General features: G+C 67.1%; 14 protein-coding genes. 10 read left to right on the forward strand and 4 right to left on the reverse strand.

Annotated features, from left to right (window positions below):
• The first annotated feature begins 46 nt into the window (after positions 1-46).
• The 6 genes from HAV22_RS09505 to HAV22_RS09530 all read left to right on the forward strand — a co-directional run bounded on the left by HAV22_RS09505 (position 47) and on the right by HAV22_RS09530 (position 7,170).
• Positions 47-1,432, forward strand: coding sequence for an MFS transporter (locus tag HAV22_RS09505; protein WP_166858862.1), 1,386 nt, complete (start codon positions 47-49; stop codon positions 1,430-1,432).
• Positions 1,433-1,464: 32 nt separating this feature from the next.
• Positions 1,465-2,559 carry a tartrate dehydrogenase gene (locus HAV22_RS09510; protein ID WP_166858863.1) on the forward strand — a complete coding sequence of 365 codons (1,095 nt, stop codon included), beginning with the start codon at positions 1,465-1,467 and terminating at the stop codon, positions 2,557-2,559.
• Between the two features lie 42 nt (positions 2,560-2,601).
• Positions 2,602-2,937, forward strand: coding sequence for an HNH endonuclease signature motif containing protein (locus HAV22_RS09515; RefSeq protein ID WP_166858864.1), 336 nt, complete (start codon positions 2,602-2,604; stop codon positions 2,935-2,937).
• A gap of 106 nt (positions 2,938-3,043) precedes the next feature.
• A complete protein-coding gene (locus tag HAV22_RS09520; protein WP_166858865.1) occupies positions 3,044-5,002 on the forward strand; it encodes a beta-L-arabinofuranosidase domain-containing protein in 1,959 nt (652 codons plus the stop codon).
• Positions 5,003-5,050: 48 nt separating this feature from the next.
• Positions 5,051-5,389, forward strand: a complete 339-nt coding sequence (locus HAV22_RS09525) for a hypothetical protein (RefSeq protein ID WP_166858866.1) — start codon at positions 5,051-5,053, stop codon at positions 5,387-5,389.
• Between the two features lie 155 nt (positions 5,390-5,544).
• Positions 5,545-7,170: a response regulator gene (locus HAV22_RS09530; protein WP_166858867.1), complete on the forward strand. Its 1,626-nt coding sequence runs from the start codon at positions 5,545-5,547 to the stop codon at positions 7,168-7,170.
• A gap of 611 nt (positions 7,171-7,781) precedes the next feature.
• Here the strand turns inward: HAV22_RS09530 and HAV22_RS09535 are convergent.
• Both HAV22_RS09535 and HAV22_RS09540 read right to left on the reverse strand, forming a co-directional pair.
• Positions 7,782-8,240, reverse strand: a complete 459-nt coding sequence (locus tag HAV22_RS09535; RefSeq protein ID WP_166858868.1) for a response regulator — start codon at positions 8,238-8,240, stop codon at positions 7,782-7,784.
• Positions 8,241-8,259: 19 nt separating this feature from the next.
• Positions 8,260-10,500, reverse strand: coding sequence for an ATP-binding protein (locus tag HAV22_RS09540; RefSeq protein WP_166858869.1), 2,241 nt, complete (start codon positions 10,498-10,500; stop codon positions 8,260-8,262).
• 309 nt (positions 10,501-10,809) lie between these two features.
• Between HAV22_RS09540 and HAV22_RS09545 the strand changes: the two genes are divergently transcribed.
• From HAV22_RS09545 to HAV22_RS09560, 4 genes are all read left to right on the forward strand, one after another.
• The gene (locus HAV22_RS09545; RefSeq protein WP_166858870.1) at positions 10,810-11,172 is read left to right on the forward strand and encodes a nuclear transport factor 2 family protein; all 363 of its coding nucleotides are present in this window, start codon (positions 10,810-10,812) and stop codon (positions 11,170-11,172) included.
• A gap of 15 nt (positions 11,173-11,187) precedes the next feature.
• Entirely contained in the window at positions 11,188-12,045 is an 858-nt protein-coding gene (locus HAV22_RS09550) for an alpha/beta fold hydrolase (RefSeq protein ID WP_166858871.1), read from the forward strand.
• A 28-nt stretch (positions 12,046-12,073) separates the two neighbouring features.
• Positions 12,074-12,946 (forward strand): helix-turn-helix domain-containing protein, encoded by an 873-nt coding sequence (locus tag HAV22_RS09555; protein ID WP_166858872.1) that lies wholly within the window; start codon positions 12,074-12,076, stop codon positions 12,944-12,946.
• Between the two features lie 194 nt (positions 12,947-13,140).
• Positions 13,141-15,045, forward strand: coding sequence for a hybrid sensor histidine kinase/response regulator (locus HAV22_RS09560; protein ID WP_166858873.1), 1,905 nt, complete (start codon positions 13,141-13,143; stop codon positions 15,043-15,045).
• Between the two features lie 9 nt (positions 15,046-15,054).
• On the opposite strand, the gene HAV22_RS09565 is transcribed toward HAV22_RS09560, so the two are convergent.
• Both HAV22_RS09565 and HAV22_RS09570 read right to left on the reverse strand, forming a co-directional pair.
• On the reverse strand, positions 15,055-16,254 hold the full coding sequence (locus HAV22_RS09565; RefSeq protein ID WP_166858874.1) for a lipase family alpha/beta hydrolase: 1,200 nt from the start codon (positions 16,252-16,254) through the stop codon (positions 15,055-15,057).
• Positions 16,255-16,500: 246 nt separating this feature from the next.
• On the reverse strand, positions 16,501-17,745 hold the full coding sequence (locus tag HAV22_RS09570; protein ID WP_166858875.1) for a dienelactone hydrolase family protein: 1,245 nt from the start codon (positions 17,743-17,745) through the stop codon (positions 16,501-16,503).
• Between the last annotated feature and the right edge of the window lie 153 nt (positions 17,746-17,898).

Here is a 17,898-nt window from a genome sequence, read left to right on the forward strand (position 1 = left end):
TTCGCCCGACAGGCCTACAATCGATCCTTTGCCGTCAGGATCGAGCATGCAGGCAACAGTCAATACAACACCTCTCGAACAGGACGGCCTCCCGGCCGGACCCCGCACCTGGGCCATCCTCGCCCTCGCGCTGGGCGTGGGCATGTCGGCCCTCGACACGGCCATCGCCAACACGGCGCTGCCCGCGATGGCGCAGCAATTGCACGCCTCGCCGGCCGACTCCGTGTGGATCGTGAATGCCTACCAGCTGGCGATGGTCGCCACGTTGCTGCCGATCGCGGCGCTGGGCGAGACCCTCGGCTACCGCCGCGTCTACGTGGCCGGCATGGCGTTGTTCACGCTCGCCTCGCTCGCGTGCGCGCTCGCGTGGTCGCTGCCGCTGCTCATCGTCGGACGACTGTTCCAGGGGCTCGGCGCCGCCGCCATCATGGGCGTCAACACGGCGCTGCTGCGCGCCACGTATCCGGCCGCGCTGCAGGGACGCGGCTTCGGCACCAACGCGCTCGTCGTCGCGGTCGGCTTCGCGCTGGGGCCGAGCCTCGCGTCGATCATCCTCGCGGCGTCATCCTGGCAATGGCTGTTCGGCATTAACGTGGTGCCGGGCATCGTCGCTTTCTTCATGGCGCGCAAGGTCTTGCCGGACACGCGCCGTGCCAGCCACAAGGTCGACGTCGTCGCCGGCCTCTACAACGTGGTCGCGTTCTCGATGGCCGTGCTGGCGCTGGGCGACGCGGCGCACCGCGTGCCCTTGGCCACCTTGCTGCCCGAGGCGCTCGTCGCGCTCGTGTTCTTCGGCCTGCTGCTGCGCCGCGAACGGGGCCATCCGGCGCCGCTGTTGCCGGTGGATTTGTTCCGCCGGCCATTGTTCGCGCTGTCGACCATCACCGCCATCTGCACGTTCGCCGCGCAGGCACTGGCGTTCGTCGCGCTGCCGTTCTACTTCGAGACGACGCTGGGCCGCTCTCCCGTCGAGACGGGCTTCCTGATGACGCCGTGGCCCGTGCTCGTCGGCGTGATGGCGCCCATCGCGGGCCGCCTGTCCGACCGGTACTCTCCGGGCCTGCTGGGCGGCATCGGCCTCGTGATCCTCGCGGCCGGCCTCGTCGCGATGATGACCTTGCCGGCGGACCCGTCGGCCCTCGCCATCGGCTGGCGCATGGCCGTGTGCGGCATCGGCTTCGGCTTCTTCCAGGCGCCCAACGTCAAGGCGATCATGGGCAGCGCGCCGGCCACGCGTGCGGGCAGCGCGAGCGGCATGGTCGCCACCGCGCGCCTGACGGGACAGGCGACGGGCGCCGCCCTGGTGGCGTTCTGCCTTACCATTTCCCATGTGCGCGGACCGTGGCTCGCGCTCGGCATCGCGGCCGCGTTCTCGTTCGCGGCCAGCGTGGCGAGCTTTTCGCGCCTCGTCGTCGCGGCGCCGGCCGTGTGAGCCGGATGCATCACACTTCAAGAAAGACCGACATGACACGACGTTTCAAGATCGCCGCCATCGCCGGCGACGGCATCGGCAAGGAAGTCCTGCCGGAGGGCTTGAAGGTATTGGCCGCCGCGGCCGAGCGCTTCAACCTGCACCTCGACTTCGCGCATTTTCCATGGGCCAGTTGCGACTGGTACATGCAGCACGGGGAGATGATGCCGCCCGACTGGAAGGAGCAGTTGGCCGACATGGACGCGATCTATTTCGGCGCCGTCGGCTGGCCCGCGCTCGTGCCGGACCACGTGTCGCTGTGGGGCTCGCTGCTGAAGTTCCGGCGCGAATTCGACCAGTACATCAACCTGCGTCCCGTGCGCCTGTTCGAAGGCGTGCCGTGCCCGCTGGCCGGCCGCAAGCCGGGCGACATCGACTTCTTCGTCGTGCGCGAAAACACGGAAGGCGAGTACACGAACCTGGGCGGCGTGATGTTCCCCGGCACCGAGCGCGAAATGGTGATCCAGGAATCCGTGTTCACGCGCCACGGTACCGACCGTGTGCTGCGCTATGCGTTCGAACTCGCGCACGCGCGCCGCCGCCGTCATCTCACCGTCGCGACGAAGTCGAACGGCATCGCCATCAGCATGCCGTGGTGGGACGGCCGCGCGGACGCGATCCACGCCGACTATCCGCAGGTCATCGTCGACAAGCAGCACATCGACATCCTGACCGCGCGCTTCGTGCTGCAGCCCGACCGCTTCGACGTCGTCGTCGCGTCGAACCTGTTCGGCGACATCCTGTCCGACCTCGGCCCCGCGTGCACGGGCACGATCGGCCTGGCGCCGTCGGGCAACCTGAACCCGGACCGCACGTTCCCGTCGCTGTTCGAGCCCGTGCACGGCTCCGCGCCGGACATCGCCGGCCAGGGCATCGCCAACCCCATCGCGATGATCTGGTCGGGCGCGATGATGCTCGCGTTCCTTGCGGCCGGCCCGAACCCGGACCCGCGCTGCGGCGAGGCGCACGATGCCATCGTGGCCGCGATCGAGGCCGTGCTGCGCACGGGGCCACGCACGGCGGACCTGGGCGGCACGGCGACGACGGTCGAGGTCGGCGATGCCATCGCGGCGCGCGTGCGCGGCTGAGACAGCCCTTTAAACGGCGGCGTCCGCCTCGATATGCGGAGCATGGCGCGCCGTCCCGTTCCTCCCAATCCTCCCGAGCCGCCGCCCGCGGCCGACGGCCCGTGCCCGCTGTGCGGCCGGCCGCTCGGGACGGTCAACATCGACCGCCATCACCTCGTCCCGAAGTCGATGAAGGGCAGGGAGCAATTCCCCATCCACAAAATCTGTCACCGCAAGATCCACGCGACCTTTTCCGAACGTGAATTGCTGCGTGCGTATCACACGTGGGACGCGCTGCGGGACGATGCCGATATCCGCGCGTTCATCGACTGGGTCGCGAAGAAGCCGCCGGGTTTTTATGCGCGAACTTTTACGTCGAATAAAAAGAAGAGCCGCTGACGGCCGGCAATTTTCGTCTCCGAGTTCTTCATTTTCATTCTTGACAACCCGTCGGTAGGCGGCCGATATTCGGCTTCCGCTATCCTATTCGACGAAAGGCTGTTCCATGTCCTTCACCCGGCGTTCGCTGCTCAAAGCGACCCTCGCGGCGCTGCCGGCGCACTGTGCCGCCCGCGACCTCGGCCAACTTGCACCTCCAGTGTCGGGTACGGTTCCGCTAGATGGCGCCCGCGCTTTCCTGGCAAATCAGGTGCGCTTGCTGCCGGGCAGTCCGTTTTACGCACGGCAGGAACTGCATCGCAACGGGGTGCTCGCGGCTTACGATCCCGAAAAATTGCTGTACCACTACCGCGCCTTGGCCAGGCTTCCGCAAAAAGAAGGCATCGAGAAGGGCTACGACGGCTGGGATAGCGAATTTATCCGTGGGCACATGGCAGGGCATTATTTGTCCGCCGCGTCGCGCATGGCGGCGGCGACGGGGAGCCTCCTGTTTCGCGACCGGGTGAACTACCTCGTGGGGGAGCTCGCCACATGCCAACGGACTCTGAATCTGGATGGCTACCTGGCCGCCTTTTCCACGGCCGCCTTTGACCAGATCGAGGGCAAGCCCGGGGCCGATGCCGGGGGCATCGGCGTGCCTTATTACACGATCCAGAAGATCATGTCGGGCCTCATCGACGCCTATACGTATGTCGGCAACAAGCAGGCACTCGACGTCGTCACGAGGATGGCCGACTACTTTGGGAAACGACTCGCGGCGCTGGATGCCGCGCAGATCGACAGGATGTTCCGCACGGACGGCAGCCGCAATCCGCAAAACGAGTTTGGCGCGATGAGTGACGCGCTGACGGAACTCTACAAGATCGACCACAATCCCCGGCACCTCGATACCGCCCGCATATTCCATCGCGCCTGGTTTGTCGGTCCGCTTGCCGACGGTGAGGACAAGCTGGGCGGTTTGCACGCCAATACGCACATCGCGCCAGCGGTGGGCTTGGCGAACAGCGCGAACGTCGATGGCAATCCGGTGGAATTGCGGGCGTCCGAGAACTTCTGGCGGCTGGTCGTGCACCGGCATTCGTTCGCCAACGGCGGCAACGCATTCAACGAATGGTTCGACAAACCCGGCGTGGAGGCCGGCCCGTCGATCCATGATCAGAAGATGCTGCCTCCGACCACCGCCGAAACCTGCAACACCCACAACATGCTCAAGCTGACGGCCAGGCTGTTCGAGCGCAACCGCCGTGCGGAACTCGCCGACTACTACGAGCGTGCGTTGTACAACCACGTGCTGGCGTCGGTGGCACCCGATACCGGCGCGATGACTTACTTCACGCCGTTCCATGGCGATTTCCGCACCTACCTGAATGGCAGCTTTTGCTGCATGGGCACGGGTATCGAAAACACGGCACGCTACAACGAAGGCGTCTACTTCCACAAGGCGGATGCGCTCTGGGTGAACCTGTACATCCCGTCCGAGCTCAGCTGGCGTGAAGCCGGGATGGTGTTGCGGCAGCAAGGGGAGATCATGCGCGGCGAGCCGGTGCGCTTCACGGTCGTCAGACCTGGCCCCCACGCCGTCACGCTCCAATTGCGCATCCCCGCGTGGGTCGCCAAACCGGTGACGGTCAGGATCAACGACAAGCCACAACGCGTGGACGCGAAAGCCGGCAGCTATGTCTCGTTGAGGCGGCAATGGAAAGCGGGGGACGTGATCGACCTGACGCTTCCCGCGGGGCTGCGCCTCGAGCAAGCGCGGGACGACGCCTCGATGGTCTCGATATTCCATGGTCCCGTCTTGCTGGCCGGGGAACTTGGCAAGGACAAGATGCCCGCCAGCGACGTGGGCGACAAGGATGCCTACCTGAAGATCGCGGCGGTGCCGGTTCCCGATATCGTCAGCCCGTCCGGCAATCCCGCCGATTGGCTCGTTCCACTTCCCGGTGATCCGTCCGCGTTCACGATCAAGGGTGCCGGTCCGGCAACCGGCATCGTCGTCCGGCCGTTATTTGACCTGCACCACCAGCGCTATTCCGTGTATTGGCGCGTGCGCAAGGACACGTGACCGTGCAGCCGCGATGATCCGCACTGGTCGGATAACGGAGCATGAGCCATGAAAACAATCGTGCTTTGTCTGTCCTTATGGGTCCCATTCCATCCAGTCCTGGCAAATGAACGGCTTCCAGGCGATGTGCGGAACTTCATCGACCAACGCGAGGGTTGCGATCACATGCGCGGCGAACTACCCGATCCGGTCGATAAACATCGCGCGCGCCGGCTGCAGCGCGAAACACAGACGCTGTGCAATGGAACTGATCAGAAACTGGCGCAGCTCAAGAAGAAGTACGCGAAAAATTCCTCGGTGATGCAGCGCCTCGACGCGTTCGAGCCTGCCATCAAGGAAGTCCGGAAACCCGCATTGTCCAACAGGGGAGGGCGGCACCCGCGCTAGCGGTACGGATCGTGTCACCAACGCCCGCGATATGAGATTGCCATCCCGTCGCACGCTTCAATCGGGCAACCTCACCGGCATGGTTGGTGTAAAATCAACCCTTACTATTTTGCAATTTTGGTTCTCTCTTCAATGCCGATCCCTGCTGCTTTGCAATGAACCAGGAAGACCCCAGCGCCTGCTCGATTCTCCTGATCGATGACGAACCCTTTGCCGAGGACATCATTTCCCACGGCATGAAAGGGTGCGCGTCGTATGCGCTGCGGTATGCCCGCGATCCCGGCATGGCGGTCGCGCTGGCGAAGGAGATCGGTGCGACGGTCGTGCTCGTCGACCTGCGCATGCCCGAGATCGACGGCTTCGAGGTCACGCGCCGCTTGCGCGCCGACAAGGACACGGAGCACATCCCCGTCATCCTGCTGTCGTCGGAGGAAGATCCCGAGATCAAGGCGAAGGCGTTCGCCGTCGGCGCCAACGATTACCTCGTCAAATGGCCCGATCCGCGCGAGCTCGTCGCACGCGTGCGCTACCACAGCGATGCGTGCATCGCCCGGCGCCAGCGCGATGCCGCATTCGTGTCGTTGCGCCACAGCCAGGAACAGCTCGCGGCCAGCCAGTCGGCGCTGCACCAGGCGCAGAAGATGGAAGCCATCGGCCAGCTGACGGGCGGCGTCGCCCACGATTTCAACAACGTGCTGCAGATCATCGGCGGCAACCTGCAATTGCTGAAACTGGTCGGGAACCTGAACGATGCGGGCAGGGCGCGCGTCGACATGGCGCTGGCCGGCGTCGAGAGGGGCGCCAAGCTGTCGTCGCACCTGCTCGCGTTCGCGCGCCGCCAGCCGCTGCAGGCCGTCGTGATCGATCCCGGCCACCTGCTGCGCGAGATGGACGACATGGTGCGCCGCGTGCTCGGCCCGCGCGCGCGCGTCGTGACCGAGATCGCGGCCGGCCTCGGCAGCACGCTCGTCGATCCGAGCCAGCTCAACAACGTGCTGCTGAACCTCGCCATCAATGCGCGCGACGCGATGTCCGGCGGCGGCACCTTGACGATCCGCGCCGCCAACGTCGGGCCCGACGGCCCGTTGCCCACCGAGGTGCCCATCGGCCATTACGTGCTGATCGAAGTGGCGGACACGGGCAAGGGCATGGCGCAGGAAGTGCTGGAGCGCGCGTTCGAACCGTTCTTCACGACCAAGCCGACGGGGCAGGGGACCGGGCTCGGGCTGTCGATGGCCTATGGCTTCGTCAAGCAGTCCGGCGGCGAGATCGTCCTCAAGAGCGAGCCGGGCAAGGGCACCAGCGTGCGCATCTACCTGCCGCGCACCGAGGCAGAGGCCGTGCGCGCGGAACACGTCGCGCCGGGGCCTCTGCTGGGCGGCATCGAGACCATCCTCGTCGTCGAGGACGAGGAAGACGTGCGCAGCACGACGTGCGGCATCCTGTCGGCGCTGGGCTACCGGGTGCTGGAAGCGCCGGACGCCGCGCGCGCCGTCGAGATCGTCGAGGGCGGCCAGCACATCGACCTCGTGTTCACGGACGTGATCATGCCGGGGGCCGTGAGCAGCCTGCAGCTGGGCGACGTCGTGCGGGAGTGGCTGCCGCAGGCGCAGATCCTGTACACGTCGGGCTATGCGGAAGGCGTGCTCGCGCACGAGGGGAAGCTGGAGGCGTCCGTGAACCTGTTGCAGAAGCCGTATCACCCGGATGCGCTCAGCGCGCGCATCCGGCACTTGTTGCGGCGGCGGCGTTCCGAGGCGGCCGCCAGCGTTACGCATTGAATCCATCGGATGAACGCGTGCGTCACGTCTGCGCACGGTGGGCACGGGGTGCCCACCCTACGTGGCTGAATCCGCCGATCGCGCACGCGCCGCGTCTGCGCATGGTGGGCACGGGGTGCCCACCCTACGTGGCTGAATCCGCCGATCGCGCACGCGCCGCGTCTGCGCATGGTGGGCACGGGGTGCCCACCGTACGTGGCTGAATCCGCCGATCGCGCACGCGCCGCGTCTGCGCATGGTGGGCACGGGGTGCCCACCCTACGTGGCTGAATCCGCCGATCGCGCACGCGCCGCGTCTGCGCATGGTGGGCACGGGGTGCCCACCCTACGTGGCTGAATCCGCCGATCGCGCACGCGCCGCGTCTGCGCACGGTGGGCACGGGGTGCCCACCCTACGTGGCTGAATCCGCCGATCGCGCACGCGCCGCGTCTGCGCACGGTGGGCACGGGGTGCCCACCGTACGTGGCTGAATCCGCCGATCGCGCACGTGCCGCGTCTGCGCATGGTGGGCACGGGGTGCCCACCCTACGACTATGTCAAGCAATCGTAGGGTGGGCTCCCTGAGCCCACCGGACGCGTGCGTCGTGACAGCGCACGCGCTGTCGGTCCGTTATTTATTGGGCTTGATGTAGCGCTGCGACCCCGGCGGCGGTTCGTTCAGCACGGCCCAGAAGATGCCCAGGTCCGCGATCGCGCGCACGAATTCCGTGAAATCGACGGGCTTGACGACGTACGCGTTCACGCCCATTTCGTAGCTGCGTACCAGGTCCTGTTCTTCCCGCGACGAGGTGAGCATCACGACGGGCAGGGGCTTCAAGCCGTCGGTGGTGCGGATCTCGCGCAGCACTTCGAGGCCATCCACTTTCGGCAGTTTCAGGTCGAGCAGCACGACGGCCGGGTTGCCGGCAGGGCGCGCCGCGTAGTCGCCGCGGCGGTGCAGGTAGTCCAGCGCCTCGGCGCCATCGCGCACGATGATGACCTGGTTGGCGAGCTGGCTCTTCGACAAAGCGATCAGCGTCAGCTCGAGATCGTTGGGGTTGTCTTCGACCAGCAGGATGGGCTTGAGCATGAGTATCTACGAATAACGGTCAATGTTGGTTCTGTTTCGGGAGCGCGAACGAGAACGTCGCCCCCTCGCCTTGAACGGACTGGGCCCACACCCGCCCGTTGTGGCGCTCGACGATGCGGCGCACGTTCGCGAGGCCGATGCCGGTGCCCGCGAAGTCTTCCATCCGGTGCAGGCGCTGGAACACGCCGAACAGCTTGTGCACGTATTCCATGTTGAAGCCTGCGCCGTTGTCGGCCACGTGGAACACGGTTTCGTGCGGATGGTCTTCCGCATGGACGCGGATCGCGGCCGGATCGCGCTGGCCCGTGAACTTGACGGCGTTCGACAGCAGGTTGAACACGGCCAGGTGCAGGAACGCGGGGTCGGCCCAGATCGTGGGCAGCGGGCCGATGTCCCAGTCGATATTGCGGCCGCGCGTTTCCAGCGCCAGTTTGTCGAGGCAGGCGGCCACGAGGTCGTTCATGTCCACGGTCGTGGGGCGCAGCGATGCGCGGCCCATCTGCGAGAACGACAGCAGGTCGTCGACGAGCTTGCCGGCCAGGCGCGCCGCTTCCTTGATGTTCCTGAGGAAGCGCTGGCGCTGCTGGGCGTCCTCGCCGCCGGCCGATTCGAGCAGCAGGTCGGCGAAGCCGACGATGTGGCGCAGCGGCGCGCGCAGGTCGTGCGAGACGGAATACGAGAACGCCTCCAGTTCCTTGTTCGCGCGGCCCAGTTCCTCGGCCAGTTCGGCCATCTGCTCGGCACGTTCGAGCGCGATGCCCAGCAGGGCGGTGCGGAATTCCAGCGCCAGCTCGATCTCGCCGCCGTGCCACGGCAGGCTCGTGCCGTGGATCGTCTCGCGCCACGCGGCAAAGCTCGTGCGCGGCGACAGCTGCGTGGGCGCGCCCGGCGCCGGCTCCTTCGCGTGCGGGTTGCCGGCCCATTCGATCGTGTGCACCCACTCCGGGCGGAACCACAGCAGGTAGTGCTTGTGGATGCGCGAGATCGGCATCGCCAGCAGGCCGCTCGCATTGCGCACGAGCCGTTCGCCGGCCGGATACAGCGCGGACAGCTTATCGGTGTGGAACACGTCGCCATGGTCGTGCAAGGTGAGCCAGTCGACGAGGGCGACGATGTCGTCCTGTTCCGGCGTGTCGCCGTACGTGAGCACGCGGTCGTCGACGACGATCGCCGCGCCGGCCGCGCGCGCGAAGCGCAGCAGGTCGGGGAACACGTTGGCCAGGTTCTCGATGAAGTCGCTGCCCTGCGTGAGGCCGGCGAGCATCGACACCATCGTGCGCCGCACCTCGAGGCGGAACTGCAGCTCGGCCGCGTCCTCGCGCGACTCGATGCACAGCGCGAGGATCTGCCCGAGCTGCTCGCACGCCGTGCGCTTCTCGAACGCGACCGGGGCCGCGTCCTCGTTGTGGCACGAGATCAGGCCCCACAGCCGGCCCTTGACCACCAGCGACACGGACATCGACGCCAGCGTGTTCATGTTGCGCATGTACTGCAAATGCACGGGCGACACGCTGCGCAGCGCCGCGAACGACAAGTCGTTCGGCTTGCCCGTGACGGGATTCAGCGCCGGCACCAGCGCAGCCGGCGTGTACGTCGCGTCCTGGATCAGGCGGATACGCGACAGCTTGTACAGCTCGCGTGCCTGCACGGGGATGTCGGATGCCGGGAAGTGCTGCCCGAGGTACGAGTGATACCCCTCGTCGCGCGCTTCCGCCATCACGTGGCCGTGGCCGTCGGCATCGAACCGGTACACGAGCACGCGCCCGAAGCCCGTCACCGAGCGCACGTGCTGGCACGCGAGCTGCGCCAGCGATTCGATGCTGCCTGCCTCGTTCACCTTCAGCAAAAAGTCGCCGATCAGCGGATACAGGTTGCGGAAATCGGCCGGCTCCGCGCGGTCGACGGCTTCGAATTCCGCGATGGTGACGCCGTCCCAGCGGTGCGCGAGCACGTCGAAATGGCGGCCGTTGGCCGTGGCGACGGTGCCGAGATAGTAGGGATGCGGGCCGCGGTCGGCCGCCAGTTCCGGCGCCAGGCGCTGCGCCGCCGCCGCGCCGATCACGTCGGCCAGCGGACGGCCGATCGCGCCCTCCGCCGCCATGCCGGACCACGCGGCCAGGTTGGCGCTGGCCTGCAGCACGGCAAGGTCGGGCGCCAAGGTCAGCATGAACCCGTGCGGCTGGATGCTGCCGGGCGTGCGGATCGGTTCCTGGTCGCAGGTCGACAGGTCGAGGGCGGGAGCTGGTGCGGCCTGGGTCATGGGTAACGGCGGGATAACGGCGGGATAACGGCAGTCGGAACGTCGGTGGCAAGTCCGGCATTTTACATTGAAAAGCCAAACGTCAATTCAGGGCAGGGCTCCTCTATGCAGTATGCATACGTCAATGTTGCAACGATACCTCATCGATTCGTGCGCGAATCCGGCGAATTGGACCGAAGATCGCGAACGTTGACGTTCCTGAAATCGGTGTTGATCCCTGCGCGCCGACCTCATTACCAGGGAGGTAATCGCCGCGCGGCGCGGCGGCGGGCACACTGGCTCCATCGTCAACCCACCAAGGAGCGCATCATGAACCAAGCCACCCACATCGCCGAACGCTACCTCGCCGCCTGGAACGAACGTGAACCGGCCGTCCGCCGCGTCCACGTTGCGGAAGTGTTCGCCCCGGACGCCAGCTACCTCGACCCGATCATGCGCGGCAGCGGCGTGGACGGCATCGACGCGATGATCGGCGCCGCCCAGCAGCAATTCCCCGGCTGCCGCTTCGCGCTGCACGGCACACCGTCGGGCCACAACGACGTCGTGCGCTTTTCCTGGTCGCTGGCCGCCGAGGCCGCGCCGGATGCCGTGCTCGCCGTCGGCACCGACTTCGCCACCGTCGACGCGGAAGGCCGCCTGGTCCGTGTCACCGGTTTCCTCGACGCCGCCTAAGGAAAGGAGACGATCATGCACGACGCCCACACCACCCGCCCGGCCCGCGCCTACACCAGCGCCCCGAACACGATCATCGCCGGCGACGTCAACCTGTACTACCGCGACTGGGGCCGCGGCCGGCCCGTGCTGTTCGTGTCCGGCTGGTCGATGTGCTCGGATTCCTGGGGCTACCAGATGATGGCCCTGCAGCGCCAGGACCTGCGCTGCATCGCCTTCGACCGGCGCGGCCACGGCCGCTCGTCCGACCCGGGCCGCGGCTACGATCTCGACACGCTGGCCGACGACATCGCCGCCGTCATCGAAGCGCTGGACCTGCGCGACGTCGTGCTCGTCGGGCACTCGATGGGCTGCAACGAGATCGTCCGCTACCTCACGCGCCACGGCAGCGCGCGGGTGGGGCAGGTGGCGCTGCTCGGGCCGATGACGCCGGGCATCACGCTGTCGGCGACGAACCCGGAAGGGATCGACCCGGCGCTGCTGGAACAGTTCCGCGCCACGCAGCTACTGCACGACTTCCCTCGCTGGATCGAGGAGAACGTCGAGCCATTCGTCCCGGGCGCCGGCCCGCGCATGCGCGACTGGCTCGCGCAGATGGCCCTGCAATGCTCGCTGCAGGCGCTGCACGACTGCAACGTCGCCGTGCAGGCGTCCGCCATGGGCGCGGAGCTGGAAGCGCTCGACGTGCCGGTGCTCGTGATCGCGGGTACCCACGACGTCTCCGCGCCGATCGCGCTGACGGCGCGCCGCACGGCCGACCTCGTGCCGGACTGCCGCCTCGTCGTGCTGGAGGATGCCGCGCACGGCATGTTCCTCACGCACGTGGAGTCGGTAAATGCCGAGCTGCTTGAGTTCGTCCGGGCCGCGGGGTAGATTCATGTTTTTCCATCAAGGAGGCGCGATGCAGGACGGACACGTGGAAGCGGCCGAGACCCGCAACGACGGCTACTTCAGCGACTTCGGCTCGGCGCTGCGCTACTGGCGCACGCGGCGCGGCTACAGCCAGTTGCGGCTGGCGGTGGACTCCAGCGTCTCGCAGCGCCACCTGAGCTTCCTCGAAAGCGGGCGCGCCCAGCCAAGCCGCGACCTCGTGCTCAAGCTGGGCATCGCGCTGGACGTGCCGCTGCGGCAGCGCAACGCGATGCTGCTGGCGGCCGGTTTCGCGCCCGCCTACCAGGAGCGCAACCTGTCCGACCCGGAGCTGTCGAGCGTGATGGAGGCGCTCGACTTCATGCTGCGCCAGCAGGCGCCGTTCCCCGCGCTGGTCGTCGACCGCCTGTGGAACCTCGTGCGCTTCAACGAGCCGGCCGCCGGCTTCATGAAGTGGCTGCTGGGGATGCCCGCCGACGCCGTCATCCCGCGCGACGGTTCGATCAACGTGCTGCGCCTGATGCTCGACCCGGCCGGCTTGCGGCCGCGCCTCGTCAACTGGCAGGCCGTGTGCGCCGACAGCCTGCTGTGGATCCAGCGCGAAGCGATGGCCGACGGCCCCGGCAGCGAGGCGACGGCGCTGCTGTCCGAGCTGTCCGCGCTGCCCGGGATCGCGGGCGCCCTGGCCACGGACCACCACGTGCCGAACCTCGAGCGGCGCGCGCTGCCGTTCCTGCCGCTGACCCTGGCGCACGAGGGCGTCGAACTGAACCTGTTCACGACGATCACGACCTTGGGCACGCCGCACGACGTCACGGTGCACGAATTGCGGCTGGAGTCGTTCTTTCCCGCGGACGGCGCGACGGCGGATTGGTTCCGCGCACGTTTCGGTGTTGCAACATAATCGCAGTTGCGTTCTTGCTCATCAATTCCGACGATTTTTCGTGAACTTGCATGGTGGATGCGTGTTTTACTGCGGTCCTGTTTGCGAAAAATGGCAATGTGAAATTCGTTAAATGGCGGCGCGCGCGGCCATTTTTCCTGCGGTGTATGATGGGCTGGTTTCGATCCTCCTCCGGCCCATGAAAACCGCAGTACATGAATGACCTGACCCTTACGCAACCCTGGCCCGATGAGCGGCGCTACCAGTACCTGATCTCCGGGATCAGCGACTACGCCATCTACATGCTCGATCCGGAAGGCCACGTCAGCAGCTGGAACGCGGGCGCCAACCGTTTCAAGGGCTATGTCGCGCAGGAGATCCTGGGCGAGCACTTCTCGCGCTTCTACACGCCCGAGGACCGGGAGGCCGGCAAGCCGGCGCGGGCGCTGTCGATCGCGCTGGCGGAGGGCAAGTACGAGGCGGAAGGCTGGCGCGTGCGCAAGGATGGCTCGCGCTTCTGGGCCCACGTCGTCATCGACCCCATCTACAACGAGGAAGGCGTGCTGCTGGGCTTCGCGAAGGTCACGCGCGACGTCACCGAGCGCAAGCGCGCCGAGGATGCGCTGCGCGAAAGCGAGCAGCGCTTCCGCCTGCTCGTGAACGGCGTGACGGACTACGCGCTGTTCATGCTGTCGCCGGAAGGCACCGTCACGAACTGGAACCCGGGCGCCGAGCGCATCAAGGGGTACAGCCAGGCCGAGATCATCGGCAGCCATTTCTCGCGCTTCTACACGGCGGAAGACCAGGCCGCCGGCCTGCCGAAGCGCGCGCTGGAGACGGCCGCGTCGACGGGCCGCTTCGAGTCCGAAGGCTGGCGCGTGCGCAAGGACGGCTCGCGCTTCTGGGCGCACGCCGTCCTCGACGCCATCCGCGACGACGAGGGCGTCTTGCTCGGCTTCGCCAAGATCACGCGCGACCTGACGGAAAAGAAGAAGGCCGACGAGGCGCTGGAAAAGGCCAACATCGCGCTGTTCCAGGCGCAGAAGATGGAATCGATCGGCCAGCTCACGGGCGGCGTCGCGCACGACTTCAACAACCTGCTGTCCGTGCTGTCCAGCGGCCTGGAAGTGCTGGGGCTGCAGCGCGGCGACGTGGATGCGCGCACGCTGGAATCGATGCGCCGCGCGATCGACCGCGGCGCGCGCCTCACGCAGCAACTGCTCGCGTTCGCGCGCCAGCAGCCGCTGCAGGCGGAGACGCGCAACCTCAACAGCATCATCCGCGGCTTCGAGACCGTGCTGCGGCGCGCCGGCAATCCATCGATCGACTTCGTGATCGACCTCGACCGCAGGGCCCGCAGCGCCATGATCGACAGCGCCCGTTTCGAGTCGGCCCTGCTGAACCTCGTCGTCAACGCGCGCGACGCAATGCCCGACGGCGGGCGCCTGACGATCGCGACCAGCAACGTCGTGGCGGACGGCCAGCAGCCGGCCGGTCTGGCGCCGGGCGAATACGTGCGCGTGACGGTGAGCGACACGGGCACCGGCATGCCGCCCGACGTCGTCGCGCGCGCGTTCGAGCCGTTCTTCACGACGAAGGATGTGGGCAAGGGCACGGGCCTCGGCCTGTCGCAGGTCTACGGCTTCATCAAGCAGTCGGGCGGCGAAGTCGCCATCGACAGCCGCCAGGACGCGGGCACCACCGTCGCGATCTACCTGCCCGCCGCGATCAACCCCGTCGAAGAGATGCGCGCCGAGCACACGGAGCGCGTACTGATCGTCGAGGACGAGCCCGACCTGATGGACGTGGCGGCGTCGCTGTTCACGAGCATGGGCTACGAGGTCGTGACGGCGTCCAGCGGCCAGGAAGCGATCGATCTGATGGAGCAGAGCGACATCGACATCCTGTTCACGGACGTCGTCATGCCGAACGGGATGAACGGCATCGAGTTGGCCAGCTACACGCGCGAGCACTATCCGGGCACCAAGATCATGCTGGCGTCGGGCTATCCGCTGCCGGCGCTGAAGCAGCGGCATGGCGTCGACCTCAACGAATTCGCGTTCGTGAACAAGCCGTACCGCCTGTCCGACCTGGCGCGCACGCTCAGGTCGACGATCTGACCGCCGCGCTCACTCCAGGCCGAAGATGATGTCGCTGATCCGCTCGTAGATCGGGTCGGCCGACGGCCCCGGGTTCGGCCAGTTCAGCACGTCGAAGTGGTCGTAGCCCCGGTAATTGCCGAGGAAATTCCACGTCCCCCGCACGGCCGTGCCGTCGTAGTCGCGCACGGGGTGGCCGGCGGGTGCGCGCATGCTCACGGTGTTGACGACGCCGTCGTTGGGAAACCACCTGCTGTCGATGCGCACGCGGCCCGGTGCGTTCTGCGTGTACGCTCCCATGCCCGGCTGGGCCAGCGCGCCGACGATCCATTCGCCGGCGAACAGCTTGAAATACGGGATCATGTCGGTACGCGGGTATTGGAACTCGGTGCTTTGCACGGGCGCGATGATGCGGTCCGTGCCGTTGCAGCACCAGGCGCCGGCCTCCGTCGCCAGCGTGCCCACCGAAAAATAATAGGTCGACGGCGACGTGAGCGCCCACCGGTTGAATTCGCGTGCGCCGTCCGGTGCCAGTTCCCAGTGGGCCAGTTCGTTGTCGAGGATGTCGCGCAGGGGGCTGCGCAGATTCGGCAGGACGTCGAGCACGGCGTCGCGCAACGTGGTGCCGTCGTGCGGGGCGGAGATCGTGACGACGCTCTTCACCCAGCCGACCTTGCCGCCCTGATAGAGCGCACCGCCGCCTTCGTCGCCGTCCGGCGAGCCGTGCTCCAGCAATTGGATCAGCGCGCGGATCGTCGTGCCGCCCTGGCTGTGGCCGATCATGTGGATGGGGTGGGCCCCGTCCCATTGCGGGTAGAACGCGAGCGGGTAGCCGCGCGGATTGTGCGCCGGGTCGGCGGCCCAGCACTTGCCGGCCGGCTTCTGCTGCTGGCCCGGATAGCCGTAGCGCGCCACGTGGTGGGCACCGTAGTCGACGCAGCCGCCCTTGATCTGGGCAAACAGTTCGGCGGCGCGGTCCCAGTTGGACGCGATCGCGCCGACCTGCGCCGTGAACACGGTGTGCGGCCCGTGGTAGACGGCCAGGTGCGCCGCGATGTCGCCGTAGCCGCCCCAGTACAGGAAGCTGCCGAGCGGATGCGACTGCGGGCCGAAGCCGAGGACGCCGTGCACGAGCACGACGGGATCGTTGTTGGCCGCGCGGGCAGGGGCGCCCAGCAACGCGGCGAGCGCCAGCAGCGCACAGGCGCAGGTATTCGTCAGTCGCAACATATGACCTCCATTGGACGTGGCGAGCCCATTGTCGGTTTGGTATGCCGCGCTACGTTTGCGCTGGCTCGACCCGAGCCGTGAAATGTGTTGCAACGCAGCAAAATCAGCGCCGGCGTCGCGGGCGTGCACCCAACCGTCAAACGGAGGGCGTACGGTGGGCACCCCGTGCCCACGCGGACGTTCGCGTCATGCCGGCGTCCGCGTGGGCGGAGGGCCGCCCACCCTACGGCGAATCGAGGCGCGAGCTCAGTTCGCCGCCGTCATCCCGGCCGCATTCCCCACCGCGCCGTTGCCGGGCGCCGCCGGGGCGGGCGTGTTGGACGCCGTGACGGCCGCCTTCTCGGCCAGGTCCGGATTCCACACGACGTGCTCGTCGACGGAATACAGGCGGCACGGCTGGTCGCTCTTGGCCGAGCACGTGGCGAGGGCGCGTGCGTCCGGGTCTTCGCCTTCCTCGGCCCAGCACCAGGCGCCGCTGGGCGACACGGCGAACGCGCGCGGCGTCATCTTGGTCAGATATTCGCGGTAGGCGCGCCGGCCGTTCTCGCTGAGGAAGGGCACGGCGTCGATGTCGTCCACGCCGGCGAAATTGGTCGCCTGCGGCTGCGGCGGTTCCGGCACCTTGTACACGATTTTCGTGGGCATGCCGACTTGCTGCAGGAAGTTCATCGTGTCCGCGAGGTAGATTTTCTCGCCGTCGCGGCTCGCCAGCATGCCGTGCGAATCGCGCTTGAACGGCGCGTACTCGACGAGCTGGGCGTGACCGCCGGCCTGCTCGAACGCGTCGTGCATGCGCGCGACCAGTTCCGGCGAGAACAGCGAATCGTTCTGGCCGTACATCCACAGGCTCGGGATCTTGTTCTGCGCACCGTATTCGGCGAACGCGGAGACGAGGGCCGAACGCCAGCCGCAGCCGTTGCTGTCGTCGCGCAGGCCGCCGGCGAAGTTGATCAGGCCGCGCACGCCGGGCAGGTCCTGCGTGCCCAGCGCCATCGTCGCGAGGCCGCCGTACGACTGGCCGGCGACGACGACGTGGTCGGCGTCGATCCAGCGCTGCCCGCGGGCATAGGCGAGGGTGGCGGCGATGTCCTCGGCCTGCGTGTAGCCGTTGGCCGTCATGTCGCAGCCGTGGTCGCGGTAATAGCCCGTCGAACTCGCGAAGCCCTGGCGCATCGGCACCATCACGGCATAGCCGCGCTCCACGAACGCGTGGGCCATGTGGTAGAAGCGGTCGCGCGGCTGCAGGTTCGGATGGCCGGGGTCCTTGCCGTGGTTGATGATGATCAGCGGGAACGGCCCGGGGCCGTTCGGCTGGAACACGGTCGTCTCCAGGCGCGCCTGGTGGTCCTGGCCGGCCGGGATCAGGATGATGTGTTCGTTGATCCGGTAGTCGAGCTGCAACTCCTGTTCGATCGCGAGGCCCGGCAGCAAGGCGAGGGCGGCGAGAACGGCGGACGTCAGTTGGCGAACGGAAGGGCGGACTTTAAGCATGGGACACTCTGAACGACACCGGGTTTGCTTGTTATCCGCCAGCACTGATTGCCTTGCGGAATGAATTGATTCTAAGCACGGTGATTTCTCAGAGCAATGCCTGAATAACCAGAACTCGAACTAAATCTTTGCGTGTGGCGACATTTGCCATAA

Origin of the sequence: Telluria antibiotica (genome assembly GCF_011682055.1) — a bacterium.
GTDB lineage: Bacteria > Pseudomonadota > Gammaproteobacteria > Burkholderiales > Burkholderiaceae_D > Telluria > Telluria antibiotica.